Origin of the sequence: Thalassovita mediterranea (genome assembly GCA_019448215.1) — a bacterium.
Taxonomy (GTDB): domain Bacteria; phylum Pseudomonadota; class Alphaproteobacteria; order Caulobacterales; family Hyphomonadaceae; genus Henriciella.
Genome location: CP080408.1, coordinates 878,043 through 894,517, shown reverse-complemented (window position 1 = coordinate 894,517; position 16,475 = coordinate 878,043). Strand labels below are relative to the sequence as shown.

Here is a 16,475-nt window from a genome sequence, read left to right as displayed (position 1 = left end):
AAGGGACGGGGACCCCGAACATGCCAAGACTGACACCGGCCGCGCTCGCGCAGGCTTACCGCGACCCTGTTTCCTGGCTGGTCCTCGCCGTCGACCTCTTTCCCATCATCGCCATTTTCCAATTCGGCTGGGGCGCAGCGGCCCTGGTGATGCTCTACTGGCTCGAAAACCTCGTCATCGGTTTCATCACCCTGCTTCGCATGGTTGCCGCGGCTGCTGGTACAGGGTTCGCAGCAATTATAGGAGCGCTCGTCTTCGGGGCCTTCTTCACTTTCCACTATGGCATGTTCTGCTTTGTGCACGGAATCTTCCTGATGGCCTTCGCAGAGATACAGGGCGGCTCTGGTGGTGATTTTGAAATTAGCCCGTTTGGCCTGATGCGCTATGCGCTATCGACCGGAGACGGGATGGTCTGGTTCCTTGGCGCGATCCTCGCGCTGCAGCTTTTCCTGTTTGTGCGCGACTTCCTCCTTCGCGGCGAATACCGCGAAACAGACCTTATCTCGGAAATGGGCAAGCCCTATGGACGTATCATTGTCTTGCACGTCGCTCTCTTTGCGGGCTTTGGCCTGCTTGTTTGGCTGGGTGAGCCATTGATCGGTGTCCTCGCCCTCATTCTGCTCAGAGCGGCATGGGGCGCGCTGCAATCGGTCCGCCGCCAGCAGGAAATCGCAGCCCATCATGGACCTAAAGTTGACGAAGTGTCACCAATCTGATCACTGCTAAAACTGTTACAGATCAGGGGCTTTTCATGGTGGCAGCGGCGCAACCGGCACAGGGGCAGGGCAAGCGGGCCAGGACCAAGGCGGCAAACCGCCAGGCCATACTTGAGGCAGCCCGGCAGGTCTTCGCTCGGCTTGGTGCTGAGGCGACCACAGTCCGTGACATCATCCGTGAAACGGACCTCGCTGCGGGTACTTTCTACAATTATTTCCGGTCCAAGGAAGAAGTCTTCGAAGCGCTCGCCGATGAAGGCGTGCGCCGCTTCCGCCCACGGCTCGCCTCAATCCGCGAAAATGCGTCTTCGCTTCAGGACTACCTGCTCGAAGCTTACAGCGCCTATTTCGAATTCCTGAACGAAGAGAATGAAGAGGCGATCCGGCAAGGCGCGCCCCATGCGGCCATGATCGGCGTGCGGGTCGACACGCCTGAGATGCAGGCCGTCTTCGAAGAAATCCGCACCGACCTTGAGCAGGTTGCCAAGTCGACGGGTCTGTCGCTGGCCGACTCAGGATTTCTGACAGCGGCTGCAATTGGTATTGCGCGTGAAGTGGGTGACCATATGCTGATGCGCCGCCCGGTCGATACAAGAGGGGCAACCGAGTTCGCGACGCAGCTCTTCCTGCATGGGGCAGGTGCGCTGGCGTCCAAAAGCAATAGCTGAGGGTGTACGCCAATGAGCCTGCAAGCCACGATCGCAAAACTGCTTCTGAAACTTCCCGATAGCCTTCTCGTCAGGCTGTCCGGTGGCAAGCCGCTGGAGCTTGGCGGACGCACGCTCGACCCGCGCTTCCAGTTCATGATGACCGGCGCAAAAGCCCAGCCAGCCATGTCGAGCCTGTCACCACAGGAGGCGCGCGCCGCTTCCGCTGCTGGGCTCGCCATGTTCGCTGACAAGCCAGAACCCGGCGTCACCTGGGAAGACGCGGCGATCAAGTCGTCCGACGGCCACCAGATCCCGGTGCGCATTTATCGCCCGGACGATCAGGATGCTGCCGCGCCGATGATGGTCTATTACCACTTCGGCGGCGGCGTGATCGGCGATCTGGAGACCTGCCATGTCTTCTGCACGATGATTGCGAAGGCGGCCAAATGCCCTGTCCTGTCCGTCGATTATCGCCTTGCACCAGAGCATCAATTCCCCGCTGGCCTCGACGACTGTATCGATGCGTATGACTGGGCGTTGCGCAACGCACGCAAGTATGGGGCACCTGCGGGTGTCGCAACGATTGGCGGCGATAGTATGGGCGGAAATTTCTCCGCGGTCGTCGCGCAGGAAATGGTGCGTGAGCGCAAGCCCGTGCCGCTACTGCAGCTTCTGATCTATCCCGCGACCGATATCGACCGCGAGTTTCCATCCTATCAGACCTATGGCGAGACTTATCCGCTGAATGCCGACACAATGCGCTGGTTCATGGAGCAGTATATTCCTGAGGGACAGGACCGCGCCGATGTGCGCCTGTCACCTGCCCGTGAGGCCTACCTCGAGAAGCTGCCACAAGCGATCATCGCAACAGCCGGCTTCGACCCACTCGTCGACGACGGTGCAGCGTACGCCCAGCTTCTCCGCAAGGCCGGGGTGAAAGCCAGCTATAAATGCTATGACAGCCTCGCCCACGGCTTCACCGCCTTTACAGGCGTCGTTCCCGCCGCCCGCCGGGCATGCGAAGAGATCGCTTCGCTGGTCGCCGAAGCTTACAAATCGTTCGAGATCGATGAGGACTGAGCGAGGTTTCCGCTTAGTCCGATCAGGCGCTCAACTCAGGCTGCAATAGCAGCGATGGTGAGCAGGCTGACGAAGATAAAATAAATGGTGCGCATCGTTACACTAGTGTCCGAAAAGCTTTAATAAACTGTCACACTGACGGTTCTAGCGGCTCATCGTTCCAAGAGCAAATCCGGATGATTGTTGCGCACATTCCCGACATCCGGGTGCACCGGCCAGACAGTCATGTCTTCCGATGGGAAGGGCACCATCAGGTCATCCACCTTCTCACTGACGTCCAGCCAGCGCGCGAAGTCCGATTGGTGCAGGATGACAGGCATACGGTGGTGCACGCCTGATGTCGCCTCATTCGCTTCAGTCGTCAGGACGGTGAAGCTATGCAGCTCTGACCCTTCAATGAGCGCCACATCGTAAAGGCCGGCGAGACAGAAATGCCGCCGGTTCTGAAGCCCGATCGCGAAGGGCGTTTTCGCGCCCTTCCGTCCGGTCCACTCATAGTAGCCGCTGACGGGGATCAGGCAGCGATGATGGCGGTAGGCGCCGCGAAAGACTGGCTTCTCCGCCACCGTTTCGGACTTGGCATTGAAAGTAGTGAAGGTTTTCTCCTTCAGCGGTTTTTTCCACCAGGAGGGGACCAGTCCCCATAGCGCGGGCGCAAGTTCGACGTGTCCCCCATGTGCCTTGCGCAGGATGGGTTGGTATGAGCCCGGTGCCGCATTGTAGGTGGCTTCAGGCGGGTCGACCTCATCTGGCGGAATAAGGTTCAGCCAGGCATGAAAGTCGGACCAAGTAACGCCGTGTCTAAAAAATCGTCCGCACATGTTGCCCTGTATTCATCCTGAAACGCTAATGTCGTCAAAGCGTATTGGAACGAAGTCAGAAAGTGAACGTTTCCGATCAAACACCTCCTCCAAAAGGGTAGGGGGCAAAGCTTTATGAGGAGATATCATATGAATAAGATGATGATTGGCGCAGCCGCAGCTGCATTCGTTCTCACCGCATGCGAAGGCACCGGCCTGTCTCAGAACCAGGCTTATGGTGCTGGTGGTGGCGCACTTGCAGGTGCAGCCCTCGGTACGCTCGCGGGCGGCGATGACGGCCGTAACGCAGCCATTGGCGCAGCAGTTGGCGCTCTCGCGGGCGGCGCTGTCGGCACGTATATGGACCGTCAGGAACGCGCCCTCCGTGAGCGCACCGCGAACTCCCAGATCCAGGTTGAGCGTCAGGGCGACCAGATCGCTCTTACCATGCCATCGAACTCCAGCGTGAACTTTGCCGTCAATAGCGCAGAGCTTCAGTCGAGCGCCTATGGCCCGCTGAACGAAATCGCTGGTGTGCTTCAGGAATACCCATCCACCCGCGTTGACGTTGTCGGCCACGCCAGTGCTGACGGCCCGGACGATTACAATATGCGTCTGTCCGAGCAGCGCGCCAACACGGTTGCCAACTACTTCGTGAGCCGCGGTGTCGATGCGGTTCGCATCTCTGCCTATGGCCGCGGTGAGACGCAGCCGATCGCCAGCAACGACACGCAGGCAGGTCGCGCAGCGAACCGCCGCGTTGAAGTCCTGCTGACGCCGGTCACGACCAGCTAGGCTATTCGGCTAGACGAAATAGGGAAGGCCGCAGCAGCAATGTTGCGGCCTTTTTTGTGCGCACCGCTCAGGCAGCGGCAACCTTGATTTCGGCTTCAAGGCCGGCAGCCATCCAGCGACCAAAGCGTTCAAGCTTCGCTCTGAATTCCTTGGCATCAATGTCCGACGGATCCATCGCTTTCTGCATGGCGAGAAACATCGAGTTGAACACAATGTGCGTCCCGGCCTGATGCGCGGCTTCCGGCGTCATGGCTCCGTTGCTTGATGCAACGAGTCTCTCGGACATGGCTTCAGCTGCAGGCTCAAGAATCTCGACAATGTAGTGACTATAGACTTCGCTGTCGGCGATCGCTTCGCGCAATGCAAATACGTGCCGCCGGATATAGGGCGCATCGGTACCTGCCTGGCTCGCGAGCCGGACATAGTCTTCGATGGCTTCGCTGACCGTCTGAAAGGGGCTGCGCATCGCGGCCCGCACCTGCCTTGTTGTGTCACGCATATGCTTGAAAAGCGCGATCACCACACCGCGGCGATCTCCGAAATAGTGTTTGAGATTGATATCAGACACACCAGCGGCAATGGCGAGCTGGCGCAGAGACGGTTGGACGACGTCCTCACGCTCGACATGGCCGATCATCGCATCGAGGAGCGCGGCGCGCTTTTCTTCATAGTCCTGATTCTTGACGCCGGCTGGTCTGGCCATGAGATTCCCCTGTCACGCGCCTCTCATGTGGAACACACATCCATAAGGGGTAATAGGGAATAGTACCGATTAAAAATTTATACTTCAGTTGTATTCATTGTAAGTTATTGTAATTAAAAAAGAAAAGGCCGAGGCAACTGCCCCGGCCTTCTGCTTTTATTTTGTGAGCCGCTGCTTATGCGGCGACTTTTGCCTTCACGCCGCCCGGTGGGAAGCGGTCATAGAAGCTTTCACCCTTGGCAGCCATGTCTTTCAGAAGTTCAGGCACCTTGAAGCGCTCACCATACTTCTCTTCCATTTTCGTGGCTTCCTCGACAAAGGCTTTGATGCCCCAGACGAGATCCACATAGGAACAGCAGCCGCCCGTATAAGGCGCAAAGCCCCAGGCGAGGATAGAGCCGATGTCGGCATCGCGTGCATCGGTAATGACGCCTTCCTCGAAGCAGCGGGCAACCTCAATCGCCTGCCGGATCAGGAGGCGGTTGATGTAGTGCTTCTTCAGCTCTGGCGGGCATTCATCGACTTTCACATCGATGCGGGTGTTGAGGTCCGGCCAGAGGCGCTCTGGCTTGCCCTTCTCATTATAGTCGTAGAAGCCCTTGCCAGCCTTACGTCCAACGCGGCCACTGTCTTCAACGAGCCATGCAAGGAACTGGGTGCGGTCATCCTTCTGGATGTCGACGCCCATCGCCTCTGCGGTTGCACGCGTCACTTTCAGGGCCGTGTCGAGACCGACGGAGTCGGACACTTCCAGCGGGCCCATCGGCATGCCGGACTGGCGCCCGACATTCTCGATGATCGCCGGCTTGATGCCTTCGGCCAGCATTTCCATGCCTTCGCGCGTATAGGTGCCGAAGCAGCGCGAGGTGTAGAAGCCGCGGCTGTCATTGACCGCGATCGGCGTCTTGCGGATGGCGAGGACATAGTCGACCGCCTTGGCCAGCGTCGCTTCGGACGTTTTCTCACCAGAGATGATCTCAACCAGACCCATCCGCTCCACAGGAGAGAAGAAGTGGATGCCGATGAAGTTCTCAGGGCGTTTCGATGCCTTGGCGAGACCGGTGATCGGCAGGGTCGAGGTGTTGGACCCGAAGACAGCATCTTCGCCCAGCACAGCCTCGGCCTGCTCGGTGATCTTCGCTTTCAGTTCCTGGTTCTCGAAGACCGCCTCGATGACCAGGTCTGCGCCCTTCACATCGTCATAATTGTCGGTCGTGGTGATCAGGTCGAGCAGCTTGTCGCCCTTTTCCTTGGTCGACTTGCCGCGTGAGACGTCCTTCTCGACGAGACGGCGGGAATAATCCTTGCCCTTCTCGGCGTTTTCCTTGGACACATCGACGAGCACGGTCGGGATGCCGGCTTTTGCCTGAACATAGGCAACGCCTGCACCCATCAGGCCAGCACCGATGACCGCGATCTTCTTGAACTCGGTCTTCGGATAGCCTTCCGGACGGTTGCCGCCCTTGGACAGGGCCTGCGTCGACAGGAAGAGCGAGCGGATCATCGCCTTGGCTTCAGGGCGCGACTGGGTGTTGATGAAGTAGCGCGTCTCGATCCGGAGGCCTGCATCGATCGGCACCTGAATGCCTTCATAGACGCAGGACAGGATGTTCTTCTGAGCCGGGAAGTTGCCATAGGTCTTGGCGTGAAGCATGGCGTTCGCCATCGTCATGACCTGACCGGCGCCCGGGCTCTTGTGCGGCACGCCGCCTGGAACCTTGAAGCCTTTTTCGTCCCATGGCGCCTTGGCGGTCGGGTTCGCTTTCACCCAGGCCTTTGCTTTCTCCACGACCTCTGCACCCGGTGCGAGCTCCTGGATGACGCCCATCGCCTTGCCTTTTTCAGCATCGAAGCTCTCGCCCTGAAGGATCAGTGGCAGGGCTGCCTGAACACCGACGAGGCGTGGCAGGCGCTGCGTGCCACCCGCACCCGGCAGGAGGCCGATCTTGGCCTCCGGCAGGCCGAATTGCTGCTTCGGATTGTCATTGGCTGCAACGCGGTAGTGACAGGCCAGCGCCACTTCGAGACCGCCGCCGAGCGCGAGGCCATTCAGGGCGCAGGCCACAGGCTTGCCGCAGGTCTCAAGCTCACGAAGCGTCTTGTTGAGGGCGAAGCCCTGATTGAAGCGCTCTTTCAGCTTCTCGTCTTCGCTTTTGCTGGAGCTGTCTGCCGCCCCTGCACGGTTGCCCATTTCGCCAAGGTCTGCACCGGCGCAGAAGCCGGAAGGCTTGCCCGATGAAAGGACGAGGCCCTTGATCTTGTCGTTGCTGGCAACCTCTTTGGCGATTGCGATGATGTCCTGAACGGCCTGACCGGTCAGCGTGTTCATACTGCGGCCCGGCACGTCGAATGCGGCGTGCGCAATGCCATCGCCGTCAATGTCGAATTTGAATGTTTCGAGTTCCATCTTGTGTTTCCTCTTGAAGCTCAGCCCTGTGGGCCGTCTTCGTCCGTCTTCTCTTCAGGGTCTTTTTGATCGAGCTGCCCCTTGCCGAAAGCAGGGGCAAGCGCGATGCCGATGGCAATGCCGGCGCCCATGAAGGCCATATTGCCGAGCGCAGCCCCGAACGCGGCACCGATCGCCACGCCAACGGCTATGCCAACAGGCAGGCCTTTCTGGAACGCCTCATTGCTCATCTAGACACGCTCAATGATCGTAGCCGTACCCATGCCGGCGCCCACACAGAGCGTGACGAGTGCGGTTTCCTTGTCGGAACGCTCAAGCTCGTCGACCATGGTGCCAAGCAGCATGCCGCCGGTCGCGCCAAGCGGGTGACCGAATGCAATGGCGCCGCCATTTACATTCATCTTCTCATGCGGAATGCCAAGCAGGTGCATCATCAGCATCGGAACCGAGGCGAAAGCTTCGTTAAGCTCGTAGATGTCGATGTCGCCGACTTCCATGCCCGCCTTCTTGAGCGCCTTCTTGGACACAGCCGTCGGGCCGGTCAGCATGATGGCTGGCTCAGAACCGATCGAAGCCATGGATTTGATGCGGGCACGTGGTTTGAGGCCAAGACGTTCACCCATTTCCTTGGAGCCGAAAAGCACCGCGGATGCACCGTCAACGATACCCGAGGAGTTGCCGGCGTGGTGGACGTGGTCGATCTTTTCCAGCTCTGGATAGCGCTGCTTGATGACCTCGTCGAAGCCCATGCCGCCCATGCCTGCGAAGGATGGGTTGAGTCCTGCGAGCGACTGCATGTCTGCGTCAGGACGCATATGCTCGTCATGATCGAGGATGATCGCGCCCATCTGGTCCTTCACAGGAACGATGGACTTGGAGAAGCGGCCTTCTTTCCAGGCAGCTGCCGCGCGCTTCTGCGACTCGACGGCATAAGCGTCGACATCATCGCGTGAGAAGCCCCACTTGGTCGCAATCGTGTCTGCGCCGACGCCCTGCGGGGCGAAGTAGGACTTGATCGCGATGGACGGGTCGGACGACCAGGCACCACCAGCTGCGCCCATTGGAACGCGCGACATTGCTTCGACGCCGCCGCCAATTGCCATGTCGGCTTCGCCGGTCATGACCTTGGCTGCTGCCATGTTACAGGCCTCAAGGCCCGAGGCGCAGAAACGGTCGACCTGAACACCAGCGGTCGTTTCGGCATACTCGGCATTCAGCACGGCGATACGGGCAATGTCGCCGCCCTGTTCGCCGACAGGCGACACACAGCCGAGGACCACGTCATCGACATAGTTGGTGTCGAGCTCGTTGCGGTCACGGATCGCCTGGAGCGCCTGCGTGGCCAGCGAGAGCGAGGTGATTTCGTGCAGCGAACCGCTCTGCTTGCCTTTGCCGCGCGGCGTGCGCACAGCGTCGTAGATATAGGCTTCAGTCATTTGGATTAAGCTCCTTTCAGGACATTCATTTATTCAGGTGTTTGGACTGGCGGTAGACGATGAGGCCGATCACGAGCGAGCCGAGGCCGAGCGCGATCGGCGCAAATCCGCTGACACCCGCGTCTGGTCGGCCAAACTCGACATACGCCCCCATCAGGACCGAGATGATCCCGAGGATAATGGACGCTATGCCGAGCCAGCGTATCATCTGCGCTACATCGTCCGCGCGATGAGCATTTTCATGACTTCGTTCGCGCCGCCATAGATGCGCTGGACGCGTGCATCGGCATACATCTGGCCGATCGGGTACTCGTCCATGTAGCCATAGCCGCCGTGAAGCTGCAGGCACTCGTCGATGATCTTGCACTGCAGATCAGAGATCCAGTATTTCGACATCGACGCCGTCGCCGCATCGAGCTTGTTCTCGATCAGCAGCTGCGTGCAGTGGTCTGCGAAGACCTTGGCAACTGTCGCTTCGGTCTTGCACTCTGCCAGCTTGAACTGCGTGTTCTGGAAATCCCAGATCGTGCCGCCAAAGGCTTTGCGCTGCTTCACATAAGCGGTGGTTTCGGCAATCGCGCGCTCGATCATGCCAACGCCCTGCAGGCCGATGACATGACGCTCCTGCGGCAGCTTCGTCATCAGCTGGACGAAACCCTGGCCCTCTTCTGGGCCGAGCAGGTTTGAGGTCGGCACGCGCACATCATTGAAGAAAAGTTCTGACGTGTCGGACGCCTTCTGGCCGATCTTCTCAAGATTGCGGCCGCGCTCGAAGCCTTCGACCTCGTCGGTTTCGACAACGACGAGAGAGATACCCTTGGCGCCCTTGCTTGGGTCGGTCTTGGCGACGGTGACAATCAGGTTCGCCGTCTGGCCGTTCGAGATGAAGGTCTTCGAGCCATTGATGACATAGTGATTGCCGTCCTTCGTCGCCGTCGTCTTCACCGCCTGAAGGTCAGAGCCGGTGCCCGGCTCTGTCATGGCGATGGCAGCGATGAGGTCACCGGAAGCAAGGCGTGGCAGCCACTTCTTCTTCTGCTCTTCAGAGCCGAACGTCTCGATGTAAGGGGCGATGATCGCGTTGTGCAGGGTGATGCCGAAGCCGTCGATACCCTTCCACTGCTGCTGTTCAATGATCACCGCTTCATGGCGGAAATCGCCGCCTGCGCCACCATGTTCCTCAGAAATAGACGCGCAGAGGAGACCGGCTTCGCCTGCCTTCTTCCACATCTCGCGGGGCACGTAACCCTGCTTGCGCCACTCTTCGACGTGCGGCTTGCACTCGCGCTCAAAGAACTGGCCGACGGCGTCGGAGAAGATCGAAATCTCCTCATCATCACGCCATTTTGCTGGTGGTACGTTCAGCACGTCCTGCATCGATATCTCCCTCTTATCGCGTCTGCATCGACAAGTTGTCGTTTACGTTCACGTCAATCTTATAAGGCCCGTCCTCTTGCGGGACGAGTCCTCACGCCGCGTCAGGCCGCGCTAGTTTTAGCAGCCCCGAAACCCGTTTGGTGACGGGCTTCGGGGCTGAAAATCAGAACCGGTCAGCCGCGAGCGCCATAAGGGGCTCTGCGCCGGTTTTCAGCTTGGCCAGGTGGGCCGACGTCTCTGGGAGGATACGGCTGATATAATACCGTCCTGTGACGAGCTTGTCGTCATAGAACGGGTCGCTGCCGCGCTTTGCGATTGCGGTCTTCGCCATCTTGGCCCACATATAGCCAAGCGCCGTCAGGCCGAACAGCTCCAGATAATCCATGGAGGCGGCACCGGCATTGTTGAAGTCGCTCATGCCGTTCTGCATCAGCCAGCTGGTCGCTTCCTGAAGCTCACCCTTGGCAGCGCTGAGGGCGTCGATGAACGGCTTCAGCTCCCCATCGCCCTCATTTTCGGCAATGAAGTCGTCGAGCTCTGCGAAGAAAGTAAAGACAGCGCGTCCGCCATTGGCCGCCAGCTTCCGGCCGACGAGATCGAGCGCCTGAATACCGTTCGTGCCCTCATAGATGAGGGCGATGCGCACATCGCGAACATACTGCTCGACGCCCTGGTCCTTGGTGAAGCCGGTGCCGCCATGTAGCTGCAGCGCGTCATTGCAGGCCTTGAGGCCGCGATCGGTCAGGAAGGCTTTCACCACTGGCGTCATCAGCGCCATATAGTCGCCTGCCTTCTCGCGCACTTTCTCGTCAGGTGATTTGTGCAGAAGGTCGCCGTGCAACGCCGTCCAGTAGCTGAACATGCGGGCGCCTTCGATAAAGGCGCGCGTGTCCATCAGCATCCGGCGCACATCCGGGTGCACGATGATCGGGTCGGCAGGCTTCTCCGGCGCTTTCGGGCCGGAGAGCGCACGGCTCTGCAGGCGCTCGCGGGCAAAGTCAGCGGCGTTCTGATAGGCGACCTCTGCCTGGGCGAGGCCCTGCATACCGACGCCAAGGCGTGCTTCGTTCATCATGATGAACATGGTGCGCATGCCTTTATGCTCGTCGCCGACCAGCCAGCCGGTCGCCTCGTCATAGTTCATCACGCAGGTGGCATTGCCGTGAATGCCCATCTTCTCTTCAAGGCCGCCGCAGGAGACCTTGTTGCGCTCACCCAGCGATCCGTCCTCATTGACGAAGTATTTCGGCACGACGAAGAGCGAGATACCCTTGATGCCCTCTGGCGCGCCTTCGATGCGGGCGAGCACGAGGTGGACGATGTTCTCGGTGAGGTCCTGCTCACCGCCTGAAATCCAGATTTTCTGGCCAGACAGCTTGTAGGAGCCGTCGCCCTGCGGCACGGCTTTCGTCTTGATGAGGCCAAGATCGGTGCCGCATTGCGGCTCCGTCAGGTTCATGGTGCCGGCCCACTCGCCGGTCGCCATTTTTGGGCCATAGGTCTGCTTCTGCTCGTCAGAGCCGCCAGCCATAAGCGCCTCATAGGCGCCAGAGGTCAGGCCCGGATACATGGCAAACGCCATATTGGCGGCAGACATCATCTCGCTGACGGCGATGGACAGCGCATGAGGAAGGCCCTGTCCGCCCATCTCCGGCGTCTTCGACAGGAGCGGCCAGCCATTTTCGACGAATTGCTTATAGGCGTCCGGAAAGCCGTCTGGCGTCTTCACGGAAGCGTCTTCGGCGCGCTTGCAGCCTTGCTTGTCGCCAACGCTGTTCAGCGGGAAGAGGACTTCACTTGCGAACTTGCCGCTCGTTTCCAGGATCTGATCGACAATGTCCGGGGTCGCATCAGCAAAGCCATCGAGGTTGGAATAGTTCTGCAGGGCCAGCACATCGTGGAAGATGAATTTCATGTCCCGGATCGGCGCGTCATAGCGTGGCATTCGTGAAAGCTCTCTTCAGTCTGAAATTGCAATGCAACCGGCCCATCGCGAAGACGGGCCGGTTACCTTGGTTCTACGCGGATTTTACGCGTGGCTTACGCGTCGTCCAGCTGTTTGCGGGCGACGGCATCATATGCCGCAACATTGCGGGCCTGGTCATTGGCCGGGCCGATCTTGGCAAGATCGTTCTCGAGCCAGTCGATACCCTTCTGGAGTTCGCCGAGAGCGATCTCGATGTCTTCGCGCTGGTTTTCGAATTCCTTGACCTGGTTGCGGAACTTCTCGAGCGTCTTGCGCTTCTGGGCGCGCTCATTGTCGCCAAGGCCGTACAGGTCGAGGATTTCGCGGATGTCAGCTAGCGGCAGGCCGAGGCGCTTCATCCGAACGATGATCGTGACGCGGGCGCGGTCGCGGTGGGAGTAGACGCGGGTCATGCCGTCCCGGGCAGGGTGCAGCATGTCCTTGTCCTCATAGAAGCGCAGCGCGCGCGGCGTGATGCCGAACTCGCGTGCGAGCTCAGAAATCGAGTAGGTCCGGCTTTCGGAGATCGAAAGGGATGTAGCTGTGTCTGGCATGACTTCCTCCTGATTTTGTTATTTACGTATACGTCAACGTTAGCCTTACCTTTGCGTCAGAGTAAAGCCCCTCCGCAGCGTCAGCTGCTGATGTCTGAATCGATCTGGCCATTCTGTTTACCATTTTAACGACCTTTTAAGACGAACCTCGGCATCGGTGGATCAATGCGGTGATCCGGCATGCGCTTTCTGCAGAAGTGCTGCCCCGGAATTGAGGAGTTCGCGTATGTCAAACTACGGGCCCTGGAGCGTGAAGGGGAGCGACGAGCGCGCGCGCGAAGCCGCACGGGAAGCGGCCCGTGAAGAGGGCCTGACCATCGGCGAATACATTAACCGTATGCTCAAGATGGAGACCGACGGCCCCGGTGGCACCGTTGGCGGTTCGGGCGCGAGCACACGCTCGGGCGATGCGCCGCGCCTCGCAGCAGGCGGCGGCGATGGCGGCGGCGACTATCCGGGGGCGGGCTCTGCAGGCCTCGTCCGCGATCTGCTCGGCCGGCTTGAAGCCGTCGAAGCGCGCTCCGCCGTAGCGCTCAGCGGCATCGACCGCTCGATCATGAGCCTCACCGAACGCCTCGAAGATGCGCAACGCCGCACCGATGGCCTTTCGAACAATTACGAGACAGTGATCGAGGATATCCGCTCGACCCATGACGCCCTGCGCTCGAAACTGGAATCGCTCGAGCATGGCGGCGATGGCCGCCGTGATGTGAAAGCGCTGAAGTCGCTTGAGCGCGCGCTCGGCAAACTCGCTTCTCATATCCATGAGGAAAGCTCCCGCCAGAAAGATAATTCGGCGGATATGCGCAGGCGCGTGGAAACCGGCCTTGAAGAGCTTGGCGGACGCGTATCAAACGTTGAAGGCCGTATCGACAAGACACTGGACGAAGCTGCGAACCGCCTCGCAAAAAAGATCGAGCAGGCTGAGCTTCGCACCGAAGGCGCAACGAAGCACCTGTCCGGACGCTTCAGCGACCTTGAAACCAATGTTGCCCAGCGTCTTGCACGCCTTGATGACGTCACCACCCGTCTCGACACAGTCGAGACCACGACCAGTAAATCGCTGACGTCGATGGAAAGCCTGGTGGAGGCGCTGCAGGCCCGTCTCGACAGGGCCGAAGCCCAGACCAATGAAGCTCTCGACAAGGTCGACAAGACGTTCGGTGCTCTGAGTGAGCGCGTCAGCGCGCTCGCTGATACGGCGCTACCAGATACCGCAATGGCGCTTCGCAGACAGTTCGAAAGCCGCTTCGAAGGCCTTTCCGAAGAACTTCGCGCGTCCATTGAAAGCACACGCCAGAAGCTCGCCAGCGAAATCGACGCCGCCGCCACACGTTCGGCGCGCCCGGAACAGATCGATGCGCTGAAGGACTCGCTCTCCAACCTCGCCGACGCCGTCGACCGCAAGGATTCCAACGCGCTCGCTGCCATCGCGACGCTCCGCCAGGACATGGAGTCTTCAGGCCGCACGTCGCGGACGTCTGTTGATGACCTCGCCAAGCGTGTCGAGACCAACTGGAACGCATCGCAAGCCGCCCTCGAAACGCTGCGCCAGCGCTTCGAGGCCAAAGATGCCGTATCCCCGAAAGCGTTTGCGGACCTGCGTGAGCGTATGGAAGCCAATCACGACAAGGCTCTCAGCGAACTTGCCGCGCTGCGCGGTCAGGTCGACACTGCCGCGCGTAACGCAGTAGCGCCCGAAAAGATTGCTGCGGTCCAGAAAGCTGTGCGCCAGATTTCCGACCATCTCGGCAAACGTATCCAGCAGGTCGAGGACCGAGACTACGCCGCCCAGATCGAAGCAGTCCGTGCGGACATGCACGCGCTTTCGCATGAGGTGACGCTCCAGCTCGGCAACGCCGGCGGGCAGGGCGATGCCATGCTTGAGAAGTTCAGCGCCGAATTGAAGCAGATGGCCGAACAGTTCGAAGCGCGCGTCGACGAAAGCGAGAAGCGCAGCGCAAAGGCGATCGAGCAGGTTGGCGAACAGGTTTCCAGCGTTTCCCAACGCCTTCAGGCCCGCCAGGAACGCTCGCTGCGTGACCTCGAGCAGAGCATCGAAACGGAGCGTAACGAGCAGCAGAAGCGCCTCTCCGACGCGCTCAGCGGTGTCTCCGACCGGATGGAAGAGATCCAGGAGCGGTCGACCAGTTCGCTGTCACCTGTTCAGAAGGCAATCGCTTCGCTTGCTGCCCGGCTTGAAGCCTTTGAGGATGCAGCGGCACCGCGTTCGAAAGCTGCACGCAAGGCTGATGCGCCGCGCAAAACCGCAGACGATGACTACTTCGCGACCTTCATGTCCAATGAGGATGAAGAGCAGGAAGAAGCTGTCGCTCCGCCGCCAGCCGCCCGTCGCCAGCCAGCGAAAGAGCCATCTTTCGATGAGCGTTTCGACTTCGACGAAGATGATCGCGCAGCCCCGCCACCTGTCGCGAGCCACGATAGCTTCGACTATGAAACCGATCTTCATGACGAGCCGGCATCAAGCGACCCCTTCGCTGAGTTCGACGACTTCGACACTGCAGACGATGAGCCCTTCACGGGCGATGACGCTGTCTATGAGGACACGTCCAGCGATCTCGACTGGGGCGCGCCGCAGACAGCGACGCGCAGCCGCGGCGGCAATGATTATCTCAGCCGTGCGCGTCAGGCCGCACTCGACGCCAATGAGGCGCCCCCTCAGAAAGCTTCTGCTTCGAAGCGTGGACGCAAGAAAGCCGAACCGCGTGAAGAGAAGTCCGGCAAGTTCCCGCTCATTCCTGCTGTCGCGGCTGCCGCACTCGTAGCCGTTGCCGCTGGGTTCTACTTCGGCAAGGACATGCTGTCCGCCAACGATCGTCCGCAGATCGCCACCCGCTCGGATGTTGCGGTTCCGGTAAATGCCGGTCAGCCATCTGAAGTTGCTGAAGCAGACACGCCAGTCCAACCCGATACGGTCGAGAACAGCACAGAGGCCTCAGAGACTGCCGCCAGCGACACACCTTCCGAAACCGTCAATTCAATGCAACCGGCCGCATCGTCCGCTGAACTTCAGGACACGCTACCCGTAGAAGACGCGGCGCCTGAAGAAGCTGAAGTGAGCCTCGCAGGTGTTCGCGATCCAGATGAAACGCCGACCGCTACGCCCGCTGTAGAAAACCCCCGGCCAACTCTGGCAGAGGTCGACCTAATCCCGGCTGGCCAGTCGCTTGAACAGGCCGCCGCGGGCGGTGATGCGATTGCGCAATATCAGCTTGGTGAGCGCCAGCTCGAAGCAGGTGACTATACCTCAGGACCATCGATGATCCGCCGCGCGGCAGAGCAGGGCCTTGCCGTCGCTCAATATCGTCTGGCAAAGCTCCACGAGTCCGGCCTCGGCGTCCCGCGCGACCTCGAAAAGGCCCGCGAATGGACCGAGCGCGGCGCAGCTGGCGGCAATGTCAAAGCCATGTACGACCTCGCCGTCTATTACGCCGAAGGCGAAGGCGGTCCGCAGACCTATGCAGGCGCCGCGGAGTGGTTCCGCAAGGCAGCCGAGTTCGGCGTAACCGACGGCCAGTACAATCTCGCCGTCCTTCACGAGCTTGGCCTCGGTGTCAGCGAAAACCCGGCTGAAGCGCTCTACTGGTATGCTGTTGCGGCCAATCAGGGTGACAGCGAAGCTCCGCCAAAAGTCGCCGAACTGACAAATGCTGTTGGTCAGGAGCAGGCCGCACAGATCCGCGCGCGAGCCGCTGGATGGACGCCGACCCGTCCGAACCGCGCCGCAAACGGCATCTTCCCGCAGCAGGGCTCACAAGACGCCGCGACGCCGCAACAGATTGCCGCCGTCCAGAACGCGCTCGCCGCGCTCGGGCATGAGCCGGGCCCGGCTGACGGTCTCCTCGGTGGAGGCACGCAGGCCGCGATCCGAAACTATGAGCGTGAGAATGGTCTGAACGAGACGGGCAATGTCTCACCCCAGCTCATCGAAAGCCTGAACGCTCGCATCGCTGAGGCGAAAAGCTAGGCC

At 60.1% G+C, this 16,475-nt stretch carries 14 protein-coding genes; 5 read left to right on the top strand and 9 right to left on the bottom strand.

Features of this window, described 5'->3' with window-relative positions:
* The first annotated feature begins 20 nt into the window (after nt 1-20).
* From KUV46_04285 to KUV46_04275, 3 genes are read left to right on the top strand one after another with little or no spacing between them, the layout of a single operon-like run.
* Nucleotides 21-716, top strand: coding sequence for a hypothetical protein (locus KUV46_04285; protein QYJ01618.1), 696 nt, complete (start codon nt 21-23; stop codon nt 714-716).
* Between the two features lie 35 nt (nt 717-751).
* A complete protein-coding gene (locus KUV46_04280; protein QYJ01617.1) occupies nt 752-1,384 on the top strand; it encodes a TetR/AcrR family transcriptional regulator in 633 nt (210 codons plus the stop codon).
* Between the two features lie 12 nt (nt 1,385-1,396).
* Nucleotides 1,397-2,446 (top strand): alpha/beta hydrolase, encoded by a 1,050-nt coding sequence (locus tag KUV46_04275; protein ID QYJ01616.1) that lies wholly within the window; start codon nt 1,397-1,399, stop codon nt 2,444-2,446.
* A gap of 152 nt (nt 2,447-2,598) precedes the next feature.
* Here KUV46_04275 and KUV46_04270 read toward each other — a convergent pair whose 3' ends face one another.
* Nucleotides 2,599-3,267: an SOS response-associated peptidase gene (locus KUV46_04270; GenBank protein ID QYJ01615.1), complete on the bottom strand. Its 669-nt coding sequence runs from the start codon at nt 3,265-3,267 to the stop codon at nt 2,599-2,601.
* 129 nt (nt 3,268-3,396) lie between these two features.
* Between KUV46_04270 and KUV46_04265 the strand changes: the two genes are divergently transcribed.
* Nucleotides 3,397-4,041, top strand: a complete 645-nt coding sequence (locus KUV46_04265) for an OmpA family protein (GenBank protein ID QYJ01614.1) — start codon at nt 3,397-3,399, stop codon at nt 4,039-4,041.
* Between the two features lie 67 nt (nt 4,042-4,108).
* On the opposite strand, the gene KUV46_04260 is transcribed toward KUV46_04265, so the two are convergent.
* The 8 genes from KUV46_04260 to KUV46_04225 form a co-directional block, all read right to left on the bottom strand.
* Nucleotides 4,109-4,744, bottom strand: coding sequence for a hypothetical protein (locus KUV46_04260; GenBank protein QYJ01613.1), 636 nt, complete (start codon nt 4,742-4,744; stop codon nt 4,109-4,111).
* Nucleotides 4,745-4,919: 175 nt separating this feature from the next.
* Nucleotides 4,920-7,151, bottom strand: a complete 2,232-nt coding sequence (locus KUV46_04255) for an enoyl-CoA hydratase/isomerase family protein (protein QYJ01612.1) — start codon at nt 7,149-7,151, stop codon at nt 4,920-4,922.
* A 20-nt stretch (nt 7,152-7,171) separates the two neighbouring features.
* Nucleotides 7,172-7,381: a hypothetical protein gene (locus KUV46_04250; GenBank protein QYJ01611.1), complete on the bottom strand. Its 210-nt coding sequence runs from the start codon at nt 7,379-7,381 to the stop codon at nt 7,172-7,174.
* Nucleotides 7,382-8,587 (bottom strand): acetyl-CoA C-acetyltransferase, encoded by a 1,206-nt coding sequence (locus KUV46_04245; protein QYJ01610.1) that lies wholly within the window; start codon nt 8,585-8,587, stop codon nt 7,382-7,384.
* Between the two features lie 25 nt (nt 8,588-8,612).
* Nucleotides 8,613-8,795 (bottom strand): hypothetical protein, encoded by a 183-nt coding sequence (locus tag KUV46_04240; GenBank protein QYJ01609.1) that lies wholly within the window; start codon nt 8,793-8,795, stop codon nt 8,613-8,615.
* A gap of 5 nt (nt 8,796-8,800) precedes the next feature.
* Nucleotides 8,801-9,964 carry an acyl-CoA dehydrogenase family protein gene (locus KUV46_04235; protein ID QYJ01608.1) on the bottom strand — a complete coding sequence of 388 codons (1,164 nt, stop codon included), beginning with the start codon at nt 9,962-9,964 and terminating at the stop codon, nt 8,801-8,803.
* A 163-nt stretch (nt 9,965-10,127) separates the two neighbouring features.
* On the bottom strand, nt 10,128-11,909 hold the full coding sequence (locus tag KUV46_04230) for an acyl-CoA dehydrogenase C-terminal domain-containing protein (protein ID QYJ01607.1): 1,782 nt from the start codon (nt 11,907-11,909) through the stop codon (nt 10,128-10,130).
* Nucleotides 11,910-12,004: 95 nt separating this feature from the next.
* Nucleotides 12,005-12,484: a MerR family DNA-binding transcriptional regulator gene (locus KUV46_04225; protein ID QYJ01606.1), complete on the bottom strand. Its 480-nt coding sequence runs from the start codon at nt 12,482-12,484 to the stop codon at nt 12,005-12,007.
* Nucleotides 12,485-12,710: 226 nt separating this feature from the next.
* On the opposite strand from KUV46_04225, the gene KUV46_04220 reads away from it, so the two are divergent.
* A complete protein-coding gene (locus tag KUV46_04220; GenBank protein ID QYJ01605.1) occupies nt 12,711-16,472 on the top strand; it encodes an SEL1-like repeat protein in 3,762 nt (1,253 codons plus the stop codon).
* Nucleotides 16,473-16,475: the final 3 nt, after the last annotated feature.

Bases quoted from the DNA above. Each gene is read 5' to 3' on its own strand.
- KUV46_04280 (QYJ01617.1), top strand. From the start codon at position 752: ATGGTGGCAGCGGCGCAACCGGCACAGGGGCAGGGCAAGCGGGCCAGG.
- KUV46_04230 (QYJ01607.1), bottom strand. From the start codon at position 11,909: ATGCCACGCTATGACGCGCCGATCCGGGACATGAAATTCATCTTCCAC.
- KUV46_04240 (QYJ01609.1), bottom strand. From the start codon at position 8,795: ATGATACGCTGGCTCGGCATAGCGTCCATTATCCTCGGGATCATCTCG.
- KUV46_04220 (QYJ01605.1), top strand. From the start codon at position 12,711: ATGTCAAACTACGGGCCCTGGAGCGTGAAGGGGAGCGACGAGCGCGCG.
- KUV46_04270 (QYJ01615.1), bottom strand. From the start codon at position 3,267: ATGTGCGGACGATTTTTTAGACACGGCGTTACTTGGTCCGACTTTCAT.
- KUV46_04255 (QYJ01612.1), bottom strand. From the start codon at position 7,151: ATGGAACTCGAAACATTCAAATTCGACATTGACGGCGATGGCATTGCG.
- KUV46_04265 (QYJ01614.1), top strand. From the start codon at position 3,397: ATGAATAAGATGATGATTGGCGCAGCCGCAGCTGCATTCGTTCTCACC.
- KUV46_04285 (QYJ01618.1), top strand. From the start codon at position 21: ATGCCAAGACTGACACCGGCCGCGCTCGCGCAGGCTTACCGCGACCCT.
- KUV46_04235 (QYJ01608.1), bottom strand. From the start codon at position 9,964: ATGCAGGACGTGCTGAACGTACCACCAGCAAAATGGCGTGATGATGAG.
- KUV46_04250 (QYJ01611.1), bottom strand. From the start codon at position 7,381: ATGAGCAATGAGGCGTTCCAGAAAGGCCTGCCTGTTGGCATAGCCGTT.
- KUV46_04225 (QYJ01606.1), bottom strand. From the start codon at position 12,484: ATGCCAGACACAGCTACATCCCTTTCGATCTCCGAAAGCCGGACCTAC.
- KUV46_04275 (QYJ01616.1), top strand. From the start codon at position 1,397: ATGAGCCTGCAAGCCACGATCGCAAAACTGCTTCTGAAACTTCCCGAT.
- KUV46_04260 (QYJ01613.1), bottom strand. From the start codon at position 4,744: ATGGCCAGACCAGCCGGCGTCAAGAATCAGGACTATGAAGAAAAGCGC.
- KUV46_04245 (QYJ01610.1), bottom strand. From the start codon at position 8,587: ATGACTGAAGCCTATATCTACGACGCTGTGCGCACGCCGCGCGGCAAA.